This window comes from Luteolibacter sp. SL250, assembly GCF_026625605.1.
In the GTDB taxonomy this organism is placed as follows: domain Bacteria; phylum Verrucomicrobiota; class Verrucomicrobiia; order Verrucomicrobiales; family Akkermansiaceae; genus Luteolibacter.
Genome location: NZ_CP113054.1, coordinates 1,442,392 through 1,455,691, shown reverse-complemented (window position 1 = coordinate 1,455,691; position 13,300 = coordinate 1,442,392). Strand labels below are relative to the sequence as shown.

At 65.3% G+C, this 13,300-nt stretch carries 10 protein-coding genes; 2 read left to right on the top strand and 8 right to left on the bottom strand.

What is annotated here, in order from left to right; genetic code table 11:
• Positions 1-160: 160 nt before the first annotated feature.
• From sucD to trpD, 8 genes are all read right to left on the bottom strand, one after another.
• On the bottom strand, positions 161-1,057 hold the full coding sequence (sucD, locus tag OVA24_RS06490) for a succinate--CoA ligase subunit alpha (protein ID WP_267674381.1): 897 nt from the start codon (positions 1,055-1,057) through the stop codon (positions 161-163).
• A 28-nt stretch (positions 1,058-1,085) separates the two neighbouring features.
• Positions 1,086-1,613, bottom strand: a complete 528-nt coding sequence (locus OVA24_RS06485) for a nucleotidyl transferase AbiEii/AbiGii toxin family protein (RefSeq protein ID WP_267674380.1) — start codon at positions 1,611-1,613, stop codon at positions 1,086-1,088.
• A gap of 4 nt (positions 1,614-1,617) precedes the next feature.
• Positions 1,618-2,019: a VOC family protein gene (locus OVA24_RS06480; RefSeq protein ID WP_267674379.1), complete on the bottom strand. Its 402-nt coding sequence runs from the start codon at positions 2,017-2,019 to the stop codon at positions 1,618-1,620.
• 33 nt (positions 2,020-2,052) lie between these two features.
• Complete coding sequence (gene sucC, locus OVA24_RS06475) at positions 2,053-3,234, bottom strand: ADP-forming succinate--CoA ligase subunit beta (RefSeq protein WP_267674378.1); 1,182 nt, start codon at positions 3,232-3,234, stop codon at positions 2,053-2,055.
• Between the two features lie 352 nt (positions 3,235-3,586).
• A complete protein-coding gene (locus tag OVA24_RS06470) occupies positions 3,587-5,167 on the bottom strand; it encodes a DnaB-like helicase N-terminal domain-containing protein (protein ID WP_267674377.1) in 1,581 nt (526 codons plus the stop codon).
• A gap of 441 nt (positions 5,168-5,608) precedes the next feature.
• Positions 5,609-6,121 carry a GNAT family N-acetyltransferase gene (locus OVA24_RS06465; RefSeq protein ID WP_267674376.1) on the bottom strand — a complete coding sequence of 171 codons (513 nt, stop codon included), beginning with the start codon at positions 6,119-6,121 and terminating at the stop codon, positions 5,609-5,611.
• Entirely contained in the window at positions 6,118-8,793 is a 2,676-nt protein-coding gene (locus OVA24_RS06460) for a 4-alpha-glucanotransferase (RefSeq protein WP_267674375.1), read from the bottom strand. Before OVA24_RS06460 ends, OVA24_RS06465 begins: the two co-directional genes overlap by 4 nt.
• 31 nt (positions 8,794-8,824) lie before the next feature.
• A complete protein-coding gene (trpD, locus tag OVA24_RS06455) occupies positions 8,825-9,868 on the bottom strand; it encodes an anthranilate phosphoribosyltransferase (RefSeq protein ID WP_267674374.1) in 1,044 nt (347 codons plus the stop codon).
• Between the two features lie 468 nt (positions 9,869-10,336).
• Here trpD and OVA24_RS06450 point away from each other — a divergent pair, with 468 nt between their 5' ends.
• Complete coding sequence (locus OVA24_RS06450) at positions 10,337-12,496, top strand: tetratricopeptide repeat protein (RefSeq protein WP_267674373.1); 2,160 nt, start codon at positions 10,337-10,339, stop codon at positions 12,494-12,496.
• The gene (locus OVA24_RS06445; protein ID WP_267674372.1) at positions 12,493-13,128 is read left to right on the top strand and encodes a hypothetical protein; all 636 of its coding nucleotides are present in this window, start codon (positions 12,493-12,495) and stop codon (positions 13,126-13,128) included. The genes OVA24_RS06450 and OVA24_RS06445 overlap by 4 nt, the downstream gene beginning before the upstream one ends.
• Positions 13,129-13,300: the final 172 nt, after the last annotated feature.

The window sequence follows — 13,300 nt, the reverse complement described above, 5'->3', positions numbered from 1 at the left end:
AAAGCCAGACTGGCGGAGCTGTCCGCCCGGCAGATCACGGACCCGTCACCCTCACCCGGAAGAACTTCCGTTCCTCCTTTAGCCACATAAAAAGGCCGGTTCTGGAGAACTCGACGGAGTTTTCCACGAACCGGCCGCAAACCTTGCGCTTATACTAAACTTACTTGCCCCAGCGCTCCAGCAGCGTGGTGGCCATCACGCTCGGCGTTTCCGCCACGGCGATGCCGCACTCCGCGAGGATGCGCTTCTTCGCCTGCGCGGTGTCTTCCTCACCACCGACGATGGCGCCGGCGTGGCCCATGCGGCGGCCGGGAGGTGCGGTGGCTCCGGCGATGAAGCCCGCGATGGGCTTCTTGCAGTTCTCCTTCGCCCAGCGGGCGGCCTCGACCTCGGCGGTGCCGCCGATCTCGCCGATCATGATGATGGCCTCGGTCTCCGGGTCGTTGTTGAACATTTCCAGCACGTCGAGGTGGGAGGTGCCGTTGATCGGGTCACCGCCGATGCCGACGAGCGTGCTCTGGCCGTAGCCGAGCTGGGTGAGCTGGAACACGGCCTCATAGGTGAGGGTGCCGGAGCGGGAAACCACGCCGACGTTGCCGCGCTTGCAGATCTGGGAAGGGGTGATGCCGATGCGGCAGCCACCGTGGGATTTCTCACCGTAGCCGGGAGTGACCAGACCGGGGCAGTTCGGGCCGATGAGGCGGGACTTCGAGCCGCGCATGGCTTCCTTCACCCGCATCATGTCCATGACCGGGATGCCTTCGGTGATGCAGACGATGAGGTCCACACCGGCGTCGTTCGCTTCCAGGATGGCGTCCGCGGCGAATGGCGGCGGGACGAAGATGGCGGAGGCGGTCGCTCCGGTTTCCTTCACGGCCTGGGAGACGGTGTCAAAGATCGGCACCACGTCCTCGAACTTCTGTCCGCCCTTGCCGGGGGTCACACCCGCGACCAGCTTCGTGCCATAGGCCAGGGAAAGTTGCGCGTGGCGGGCGCCGAAGCTGCCGGTGATGCCCTGGACCAGGACCTTGGTGTTTTCGTCGATGAGGATGGACATGGCGGGAGTTAGGTAGGATGTGAGGTGCTTAAGGATTGAGCTTTGCGGCGATTTCTTCTGGTATCTGTTCCAGCAGCTCCGGATGGGTTTCCACAAGTCTTCCGATATCGAGAAGATCCTTGAGTTTTTTCGTGGGCCTTCTCTCCGGCTCCTGATAGGCGGCGAGTTTGCCGGCGAGGGTATCCTCCAACGAGGCCACCCTCATCAAAATGCCATGGATGGATGCGGGGACCGACCGCGACGGAAAGCTCAGATACATTTCCTCCGTGCTGATCTGGATCGAAACCTTGGACTCTCCTTTGAAATTGATCGACCACTGGAAACGGCTTTCGGAAAAGCCCAGATCCTTGAAAGCCGCAGCAGCTTCTTCGACCATTCCGGAGACGATCACCAGATCGACATCCGCCGTGGCCATCGGCTCCGCGGCCCAATGGTTCACCGCAAGCCCACCGATCATGCACCATGGGATTTCGCGCTCCTCCAAAACGGCGACGAGCCGCGAAACATCTTTCGCGCCTCCTGCTGTCTGCCAGTCGTAGAATTGCCGGAGCGTCATTGCCTCAGTGCGAACACTCGGGATGGTTCGCCTTTTTCTGGTGGATGGCGATGGTGTTGCCGGACGGGTCCGAAATCAGGGCCATGCGGCAGATCGGGAAGTCCTGGATGGGCATAGCGATCTTCACGCCCGCGGCTTCCATTTTCGAGACAGCGACATCGAGGTCTTCCACCTCGAAACAGGCGCCGCCGCCGTGCTCGCTGGGCTGCCACTGGTCGTTGGCCTTCGTGATCGCGAGCGTGCCGCCACCGGGCACGCTGTACTCCACCCAGCCGACCTCGCCCTCGTGGTCGAAGACCATGCCTTCCGGCAGGCCGAGGATCTCACCGTAGAAGCGGCGGGACTCGGCGATGTCGTTCACCGAATAACCAACGAATGCGAGTTCCTTGATGCCGATGCCGGACATGGTCGTGGTGGGGTGGAGGGTTCTGCGGATCGATCAGGCGACCGCGGCGACGATCTTCTCAGCGCCGTCCGCCATGGTGTCGGCGGAGGTGATGTTGAGGCCGGAGGCGGCGAGGGTGGCCTTGCCCGCCTCGACGTTGTTGCCTTCCAGGCGGACCACCAGCGGGATGGGCAGGCCGGTTTCCTTCGCGGCGGCGATGACGCCTTCCGCGATGACGTTGCAGTCCATGATGCCGCCGAAGATGTTGATGAAGATGCCCTTCACGTTCGGGTCGGCGAGGATGATCTTGAAGGCCGCCGTGACCTGCTCCTTGGAAGCGCCGCCGCCCACGTCGAGGAAGTTGGCAGGGTCACCACCGTAGTGCTTGATGATGTCCATGGTCGCCATGGCCAGACCGGCGCCGTTGACCAGGCAGGCGATGTTTCCGTCCAGGCCGATGTAGTTCAGGTCATACTCGGAGGCGGCCACTTCGCGCGGGTCCTCCTCGTCCTTGTCGCGCATGGCGACGATCTCCGGGTGGCGGAACAGGGCGTTGTCGTCGAAGCCGAACTTCGCGTCCAGCGCCAGCACGCGGCCGTCCGGAGTGGTGACCAGCGGGTTGATCTCCACCATCGCGCAGTCGAGGGAGATGAAGAGCTTGTAGAGGTTGGAAAGGAGCTTCGCGAATTGCTTGGCGAGGTCTCCGGAAAGGCCGAGCGCGGCGGTCAGCTTGCGCACCTCATAGCCCTGCAGGCCGAGGATGGGGTGGACGAACTGGCGGATGATCTTTTCCGGGGTGTTGTGGGCGACGTCCTCGATGCTCATGCCGCCTTCCGTGGAGGCGACGATGACCGGGCGGGAGGTGGCGCGGTCCATGAGGATGGCCAGGTAGTATTCGTGGGTGATGTCCACGGCTTCCGCCACCATCACCTTGCGCACCAGTTTTCCGGCATCGCCGGTCTGGATGGTCACCAGCGTTTCGTTGAGCATCTTGCCGGCGAATTCCGCCGCCTGCTCCGGGGAGTCGATGAGGTGGACACCGCCCTGGAAGCCGTTCTTGAAATGGCCCTTGCCGCGTCCGCCCGCGTGGACCTGCGCCTTGATGACCAGCTTCGCGCCGGCGAATTTCTTGGCGGCTTCCGCTGCTTCCTCCGGGGTCGAGGCGACCGCACCGACGGGGCTTGGAACGGAGAAACGATCGAAAAGCTCTTTGGCCTGGTATTCGTGGATGTTCATGGCGCGGGGAAAAATCTGGCTGCGGCGGGCAGCGAACCGCGCGAAACCTAGGATCTCCGCCCCGGACCGGTCAAGGCATCCGTCGTGATTTATTCCGATGGCGGCTAGGACTGGGATTCATCCCGGGGGGGGGCGGACGGCTCCCTCCGGAGGGGCATTGGAGCGCGGACTTCAGTCCGCTTGGCTTCGCAGGCTGGATTCTCCGGGGCGGACTGAAGTCCGCGCTCCATGACGTCGCCAGGTCCGTTGGCAGCTTGTCATGATGGATGCTCCTCCGATGGTTGCCAGGATAGGGAAACCGGGGGTCTCCTATAGACCCCCGGATTCCCTTTCCCTTTCCGGAAACGGGAAATCACTCACTTTCCCTATGATGTCCCGTTTTCCCTTTGGGCTTGAGCTGATAGACACCTCTCGCCGTTTTCTCCAGAATACCAAGGACTTCGGCACGTTGCAGCCGCTTCTTCATGGTGGTCTCCGTGGTGGATTCCGCTTTCCCTTTGATGTCCCTTTCCAGCTCGATCGCGTCCCGGACGGTCAGAAAGGGAAAGCAGTCCATTTTCCCTTTCTGCTCGAAAATCCTCTTCCACTCCTCCCGTGCGCGGGTGATGGCGTCGCGCTCCCGCATCTCCGCCTTCATGGTGGCGTTGCGGCCCTTGTAAACGTGCATCCTCGCCGCGTCATCCCAGCCGAAGCAGAAGCCGTGGTTCTGCGGGATGTCCCGCTTGCGCATGTCCGTGCCGTAGATGACGGACAGGCCGGTGGACGGGTCCTTGTCGATCCGCAGGTTGGCGAATGCCTTCCGGTTCAGCTCGCTGCCCAGGTGGCCGCGCGTCTTCGCCGTGTCCGTGCCGGGATTCTCATGGATGATGAGGACCACGGCGATGCCGAACTCCTGCGCCAGCGCCATGAGCCGGGACACCAGCTCCAGCCCCTCCGCCTCATCGTTCGGGCTGATGCAGAGGTCCGCGACGCCGTCGATGACCAGAACCTCCGTGCCGTTGCCGTGGTCCCGTTCATGCTCCAGCAGTTCCCGCAGCAGGGCCAGCCGCTCCCCGCGGGAAAAGGTGACCAGCGGCAGGGAAATGAGCCGCCCCAGCGGCACCGCCAGCCCGGCCCGCCGTGCGCCGCGCGTGACCAGCGCGTGCCAGTCCGCCGGACTCTGCTCCGTGTCCAGGTGGATGATGGCCCCGTTCACCGCCCCCTCCCGTCCCTGCCAGCGGAAGCCCAGGCAGTCCCCCGGCTCCGTGGCGGCGGACACCTGCACCGTGCCGAGGATGGCGGAGACGACGGCGGATTTCCCCACCTTCGATTTCCCCTGGATGACGGTGAGGTTCCCGCGCGCGGCGACCGGGATGTCCCCCAGCAGCAGGCAGATCTCCTCCCCCGGCGGCACGGTGGTGGCGTCATAGCGCAGCAGCCCCGCCCTTTCCCGCAGGGACCTGGCGACGGAACCACGGGTGGCGTTCAGCCCGCGCAGCGCCTCCGTCACCCGCTCCAGATGGCTCCGCGTTTCCGCAGGATCCGCGTACACCGCCTCGATCCCTTCACGGAAATGCCGCAGCATCGCCCGCTGCACTTCCTTGTCCCGCAGGATGTCCACGTGCCGGTCGAACGCCGCCGCTGACGGAGCGTAGGTGTAGATGTCCGTCAGCGCGGATGGCCCACCGACCGCGCCCAGCAGGCTCCGGTCGTCCAGCGAATGGATGAGCGCCACCAGGTCGGTCTCCCCCGGCCCGTCGCCCGCGCGTTCCAGTTCCGTGAACAGCAGCGCGTGGCCGGGCAGGTGGAAAGACGCCTCCGTCACCCCCAGTTCCCGCGCCCTCCGGAAGCACCGCTCCGGTTCCTTCAGCAGGCTGGAAAGCACCGACTTCTCCGGGCCGACGGCGTGGGGTTGCGGCCGCAGGGTGGACTCCTCATGGGATGGTTTTGCCATCCGTATGTTGTCCCCCAACAGGCGGTGGAGCAGGGATTGAACAGGTGGCCAATTTTTTCCCCGCAACCATGGGGGAAAGACGCGGCGGTTGGGAAAAACCTCCCGAAATGGCGCCCCCTCGGGTGCTCCATGGATTCCGGCGGATAGGCCGCCGACGTGCGGAGGTGAAATGGAGCCATGATCGTCGCGGCAGCGTCATGGAGTGCGGCAGCCCTCTGCCGCTTTGGGAAATGGATGCCGACACGGGAAAGCAGCGGAATGGTCCGGTGGGCTTTCGTCAGGGAGGTGGCCTGTCGTTCCGGAAAAGGTCTTCTGTTGGGGGAAAGTTCCACCCGCCACTGATAGCGGCAGAGGACTGCCGCACTCCATGACGCTGCCGCGACCGGGGCGACTCCATCCGCTTGCAGCTTCGGCGGCCCCGGACGGACCGCCCTACCACCATCACCCCGCCTTCCGGTAAAGCACATGCCTCACCAGCGCATGCCCCGCCGGAACCAGCGGATGCGGGAAATCCTCCGCCGGATTCCTTGTGAATCCCAGCCGCTCCATCAGCCGTCTGGACCGCAGGTTGCCCTCCGTCGTGAAGGACACGAGTTCCGCCAACCCCAGCTCCCCAAACGCGAAATCCTCCGCCTGCCGGGCCGCCTCGAACGCGATCCCCCGGCCCCAATATTCCCTCCGGAAGCGCCATCCGATCTCCACGCAGGGGGTGAACGCCGCCGTGAAGGCAGGCTCGGACAGCCCCGTGAACCCGGCGAAATCCCCGTCCACCTCCACCGCCCACAGGCCCCAGCCCCGCCGGTCGATGTCCACGCGGAAACGCTCCATCATCGCGGCGGACTCCGTGGCGGACGGACATTTCAGGAACCAACGCATCACCTCCGGGTCCGCGTTCATTTCCGCGAACCGATCCAGGTCGCCGTCCTGCCACTGCCGTAGCCGCACGCCGGTCATCTGCCGGACTCCCTCACCAGCCCGCCCAGCCGCGTGTTGAAATTCTCCGCCGCCGCCAGCACCTCCACCTCCAGGTGCATGCGGTAGCGCCAGTAGTAGGGCATGATGGCGGGCACGTTGATCCTCTCCGCCGCGGCGTCCGGGTGGCGCAGCGTCTCATCCATCGCCAGCAGGTCCTGCAGCGGGAAGATGGCCCACATGGCGGGCGAGTGCAGGTGCTGCGCGATGATGCGCTCCGCCAGCGCCCCGTCCAGTTCCTCCGGTGGCGCGGCGATGCCGAACATCTCCCACGCGAAATCCTTCGTCGCCTCACGGTCCTCCGTCCACCACTCGCGGAGGGTCGGCATGTCGTGGGTGGAGGGGCTGACCACACTCATGTAGGGCGCATCCGCCGGGTTGAAGAAGCGGCTGCCCGGCGCCTTCGGCATCCGCTGGATCTCCAGCGACAGGATGCCCGTTTCCTTCAGCACGCCCGGCACGCATGCGGGGACCATGCCCAGATCCTCCCCGCACAGCAGCATGTCACTGGCGCGGCGCATGGCCGGCAGCTTCTCGTAACCCTGCGCCTGCCAGTAGTCCTCCTGCCTGCGGTAGAAATAGTCGTTGTAGAGGTCTTCGACCTTCGCCTTCACGTCCGCATCCAGCGCGGCGTAGCTGCGGGTGAGCTGCATGCCGCAGCGTGGATGGTATTCCTGACCGCCAGATCCCGGAGCCTCGAAAAACAGGACGTCGCTCACGCAGTCCAGCAGCGCCTCCCGCACCCGCCCGGTCAGCGCGTCGTCCGGCAGGCCGATGATCTTCCGCTGCGTGTCCACCTCCGGCTTCAGCCGCCACGCGCCTTTTCCCCGGTCATCCAGGAAACGCGCCTTCACCTCCGCCACATCCGCGCCGAACCGCTCCTCCAGCGACTCCTCCCGCAGATACGGCGCACAGAACCGCTCCCGGTCGAACGGGATGCCCCGTTCCCAGATCTCATCCACATGGATGGCCAGCGCCGGGTCGAACCAACCCATGATGCCGTCCACCTGTTCATACGGCACCTGCCAGATGCGGAAGAAGCCCAGGATGTGGTCGATGCGGTAGGCATCGAAGTAGCGGCTCAACCGGGCGAACCGCTCCCGCCACCAGGCGTAGCCGTCCTGTTTCATCAGGCCCCAGTTGTAGGTGGGGAAGCCCCAGTTCTGCCCCTTCACGGCAAAGGCGTCCGGCGGCGCGCCCGTCTGCGCGTCCATGTGGTAGAGTTCCGGCGCGGACCACGCGTCCACGGACTCCCGGTCGATGCCGATGGGCAGGTCCCCCTTCAGAACCACGCCGCGCCCGTGGAGATGGCCCACCGCGTCCATGAGCTGGCGGTCCAGTTCGTATTGCAACCACAAGTGCCACGCCACCGCGTCCCAGTCCGGCCCGCCCTCGCGCGCCAGCTCCGCCACCCGCGCCGCGTCATAGACCGCCCACTCCCCCCACTTTGAAAACTCCGCCGTCCCCTTCCGGTCGCGCAGCACGCAGAACGCGGCGTAGGGCACCACCCAGCCACGGTTCCCCTCCACGAACGCGCGGAATCCGGCATCCGCATGGATGGCACTACGGTGCGCATCGTAGATCTCCCGCAGCAGCGCCGTCTTCGCCGCCATCACCCCCTCATGGTCCACCTGTGGCAGCGCGTTGAGCTTTTCCCGCGCCCCGCCCAGCCGCCGGTGGAAATCCTCCGGCATGGTGAAGCCCATGGCATCCACCCGCAGGTAGATGGGGTGCAGCGCGAACGCGCTGATGGCGGAGTAAGGATAGGAGTCCGTCCACGTGTGGGAGGACGTCGTGTCATTGACCGGCAGGATCTGGATGATCCCCAGGCCCGCCGCAGCGGCCCAGTCCGCCAGCGGCTTCAGGTCGGAAAATTCGCCCACGCCCAGCCCGTCCCGGCTGCGCAGGGAAAAGACCGGCACCGCCACGCCCGCTCCGCGGAAAAGCTGGCTGTCGTCCCGCCGGTACGCCTCGTCACTGATGCGGGTGGACTGGTTCCCCGCCACCACCGGACTATGAATCCGGCGGTTCTCCCCCTTTTCCAGATGCACCAGCCTGCCCTCCGCCACGTCGTAGAGGCCGTATTTGTAATCCACATCCCGCCCTGCGGCCATGCCCACGCGGACCTTCCACACATCCGGCGCGGACTCCGCCATCACCAGCGCGCGCGCCGGGTCCCAGCAGCCCAGTTCCTCCGCATTTCCCGTCAGGCAGACCGCCATGCCCTCCGGCACCGCCGCCATCCGCAGTTGGAAATCATGATTCCCCCGTGACTCCACGGTGCCCTCCACCCGCCGCCTGCCCGCCGCGCCGAAGGCCTTCGTCGCATACGCATGGTCCACCGTCCCGGCGGAACACCACGTGTCCAGCGCCACCACCGCGTCCTCGAACGCGCCGATCATCCTCGGCCCGCCCCATTCCTCCAGCTCCACCCCGTTTCCTTCCTGCCGGAACACATAGCGGTAGGTGAAAAGCAGGAACCCCGCGCTCGTGCTCCAGCCCGTCTCCCACTCCGTCTGCCACTGCGTCCCGCTGATCCACCGCATCGGCAGCAGGTGCTCGAACGTCGCGTCCCCCATCTTCACGGAGATCTTCACCCACAGGCTCTGCCCGGTAACGGTGTGGTAGTTGACCCGGAAGACGATTTTTTTCATGAACGGAAAGAGAAGGGGGACGGGAAAAATCTCAGACGGCGGCTTTCTGCAGGCGGCGCAGGCGGTCCAGCGCCGCACCGCTGGCGATCACCTCCCGCGACAGCTCGATGCCGTCGCCGATGTGGTCCGCCAGACCGGCACAAGCAAGCGCCGCGCCGGAATTGAGCAAAACCATGTCCCGCTTCGCGCCCGTTTCCCGGCCTTCCAGGATGGCCTCCAGGATCGCCGCGTTCACCTTCGCGTCGCCACCCCGCAGGTCCTCCGGGTCCACCCGGGCGAGGCCGAAGTCCTCCGGCGTGATCTCCTCGTCCTCCAGATCCTGGTAGGCGCCCGCCTTGCAGATCCGCGTCGGCCCCATCAGGCTCACCTCATCAATCACCCGGCCCCCGCTGACGGAGCCATGCACCGCCCACGCGCTGTCACGGCCCAGCCGCTGGAGGATCTCCGCGAACGCCGGGCAGAACTCCCGCGCGAACACCCCCACCAACTGGCACTCCGGCCGCGCCGGGTTCATCAGCGGGCCGATGATGTTGAAAATGGTCCTCACCCCACGCCCCGCCAGCTCCTTCCGGATCGGCGCGACCGCCTTGAACGCCGGGTGGTAGTTCGGCGCGAAAAGGAAACCCACGCCCGCCTCCCGGATGCACTTCCGGAAGCCCTCCGGCGGCAGGTCGATCCGCACGCCCAGCGCCTCCAGCACATCCGCGCCGCCGCTTTTCGAGGTGATCCCGCGGTTCCCGTGCTTCAGCACCACGCCCCCCGCCGCCGCCACGATGAACATGGCCGTGGAGGAAAAGTTGAACAGGTCCATCTTCGACCCACCCGTCCCGCAGACATCGATGGTCGGCCCTTCCAGTTCCAGGTCCGCCACTCCCGGATCGATCGCATGCACCAGGAACGCCTCCACGAACCCCGCGATCTCCGCCGGGGTCTCCCCCTTCTTCGACAGCGCCTCCAGCAGCCGTCCCTTCTTTTCATCCGGCACCCCCGCGTCCAGCAAAAGCCCCGCCGCCACCTCCACCTCCCGTGGAGACAGCTCCTGCCCGTGTTCCAGATGATGAATCAAAGCGTCCATGCCCGACCCTAGCACGCCGATGGCTGTTGCGGGAACGGTTTCCGAAGGAAATTTTCCGGGTTTGGATGAAACGAAACGCGGAGACGCGGAGGTCGCGGAGAGAAGCGCGGAGATGTCATCGGGGACGGCTTGCGTGGTGTGGGTGACTTCATGGCGATACCGCAATTTTGAAACCACGGATTATGGGACTAAGACGGATTTCGCGGATTCGGATGCGACGGGTTCATTCAAAAAATCAATCCGTGCAATCCGTGTAATCCTATAATCCGTGGTCAAAAAATGCCGATTGGTTCTGATACCCCCTCCAAATCATCTCCGCGCTTCTCTCCGCGACCTCCGCGCCTCCGCGTTTCGTTTGTTTTTCAGCTCTTCTAACACCCCGCAATCCTCCTTGCGCCCGCCGGGGAGCCCCGCTAGCCTCCGGCTCCCATGGTCCACCGGCCGGCAAAAACCCCATCTCTCGCAGCGGTGCTCCTCTTCTCGGCGGCGATCCCGTTTTTCGCCGTACAGACGACGCGCGCCCAGGAACCCCCTCCGGCGGCACCGGCCCAGTTCGACCCGTCCGACGTTTATTTCCAGGGCTACCTCGCCACCCGTGCGGCGGAGAAGCTGGAGGCCGACGGCGACTTCATCGGCGCGGCGGAAAAGCTCAACCAGGCCAGCAAGTTCTTCGAAAGCGTCCGCCGTTACTATCCTGACTGGAAAAAGGACATGGTCGCCGGACGCGCGGAAAAGACCACCGAGGCCATCGCCAGCGTCCGCCCGAAGGCGGAGGAACAGCGCAAGAAGAACCAGGGAGCCGTGGCGGAACTGGAGGGCGGTGCCCGCGCCGGTGCCATGCCAGCGCCCCCGACCGATCCCAATCCCGGCGTGCTCGCCGCGGATCCCCTGCTCACCCGCCGCCTCACGGAGGCCCTCCAGGAGGTCCAGCGCCTCCGCAACCAGATCTCCAATTCCAGACCGAACGAAGCGTCCCGCAACGCCTCCCGCGTCGGTGACCTGGAACGCCAGCGGGACTCCCTGGCCGCCCAGCTCCGCGCTGCGGAAACCAATGTCGAGAGCCTCCGTGCACGCCTCACCAACTCCCCGGCGGAGAACGAATACAAGGCGCTCAACAAGCGCATCGAGGGACTGGAAATGGAACGCGAGGCGATGGCACGCGCGCTCGCCCAGAGCCGTGGCGCCCACTCGGAGGCACTCGGGAAGATCGCCAACCTCGAAGCGGATGTGAGCAACCTCCGCCAGGAAGCCGCCAAGCTGAAACAACAGCAGGTGGACTCCGAGCGGAACCTCACCAAGGAACGCGGCGTGGCCAACGAAGTCGTCGCCGGCATGCGCCGCCAGCTCGACAGCATGGAAAAGGCCCTCAAGGCCAAGGGCGACGAACTCGACAAGGCGAACCGGCGCATCGCCGGTCTCCAGGTGGAACTGGAACAGAGCCGCGCCGCCTTCGACGACCTGCGCACCGAGCGCGACGGCCTCCTGCTGGAGCGCGACCAGATGGCCGCCCTGCTGAAACTCAACGAAGCGGGCCGCATCCAGCAGCTCATCGAGCAGAACATGGGTCTCGCCAAGCAGCTCCGCGAGGCGACGGAAAAGGTGGACCGCCTGGACCTCGACAACAACGCCACCAAGGACGAGCTGACGGAGACCCTGCGCGACCTGGCCATGGCCAAGGAACAGATCAACGCCTTCCGCAAGGAACGCATCAAGCAGGAGAAGCGCCTGGAGGAACTGCAGGCCCGCCTGAAGAACGAGGAAGGCGCGCTCGCCCGTGGCGAGGTCGCCGCCGACCCCGCCGAGGTCGAGATGCTGCGTGACATCATCAAGCGCCAGATCCGCGCCCAGAACCACCGCAAGGAAGCCCGCGACATCCTGGTGGAGGCCGCGAAGAAGCTCGGCAGCCAGGATGAGAACGTCGCACGCGCCATCGAGATGTTCGAGGGTGAGGAGATCCAGCTTTCCCCGGAGGAACAGAAGCTCATCGCCGACCGGCAGGTGGACGGCGAGTTCATCTCCCCCTTCGCCCGCGACCGCGCCACGGTTGAGGGAGCCACCCAAGGCCTGAAACGGGAACTGGAAAGCTACGACCGCGCCGCCACCCGTGCTTTCGCCGCGGAGCGCTACCACCCCGCCAAGGAACTTTTCCAGATGATCGTGGACGCCAACCCCGGCGACACCTCCGCGCTCTGCAAGCTGGGCGTGATCCAGCTCAAGCTCAACGACCTCGCCGGTGCCGACAACGCCTTCCGCCGCGCCATCGAGTTGGATGAGTCCAACCCTTACGCCCACATGATGCTGGGCCTGACGCTCCACAGCGCGGGCAACGCCGCCGAGGCGGAGGAACACGTCGCCCGCTCCGTCGAACTCGCCCCGGACAGCTACAAGGCGCAGATGCTCCTCGGCTTCATCCAGTTCGGCCAGGGCAAGACCAGCGAGGCGGAATCCCACTTCAAGGCCGCCATCTCCGCCGACCCCGTCCTCAGCGACCCCTACATCAACCTCGCCCTCATCAGCGTGAAGAAGAAGAAACTGGATGAGGCGCGGACCTACTACCAGCAGGCCCTGGAACGCGGTGCCCTGCCGGACCCCCGGCTTGAGAAACTCCTCGCCAGCTCCGCACCATGAGCCTTTCCCGGAAAGCCCTTCCCATCCTCGCGCTGCCCGTGCTGCTCCTGGCCTCCTGTGCCGGTGACGGCGGCGGTGACTCCGCCACCGGCAGGCCGGCCAAGTCTTCGAGCTCCAGCGACACCGGCTTCAAGCCCATCTCCGAGCGGATGGCCGACACCATCGCCGGACGCGACGGCGGCTACACCAAGGACGCCGACGGCAACTTCCTCCCCACCTCCAACAAGCGCAGTTCCTTCGAACTCAACCGCGACTCCCCCCATTTCAAGGGCGACTACGCCAAGAAAAACTTCAAGACCAACGACTACGCCAAGAAGTCCTGGTGGGGTGACACCCAGCACGAGCGCAAGAAATTCGGCGGCGACACCGACGGCAGCCGCTTCCAGACCAGCTCCCGCTTCCAGGGAGCCGGTGCCCGTGAGGCGAACACCTCCGCCAAGCTCCCCGGTGCCTACCGCACCAACCAATACGGCACCAGCACCGCCCGCGAAGCCGGAGGCAGCCGCCTCGGCAAGCCCTCCGACGCCGAAACCGACGTCCGCCGCCGCGTCTACACCCCTCCCGCCGTCGTGGACTGGAAGGAGCAACGCTCCATGAGCATGGGCGAGACCAAGAGCTTTTTGGGACGCTGAGAACTAACGCGCCGACTGCTCAGTAAGGAGCCGACTGCTCCAGTAAGGAGGGAGGACACTCCTGTCCTCCGGCGGCATTGGCGAGCCAAGGAGGAGAAGTTTCCAGTGTTCAGTTTTCAGGGAAGAAAAAGGGCTGACCGCGATTCTTACGAATCAGGCGAATCCCTAACAG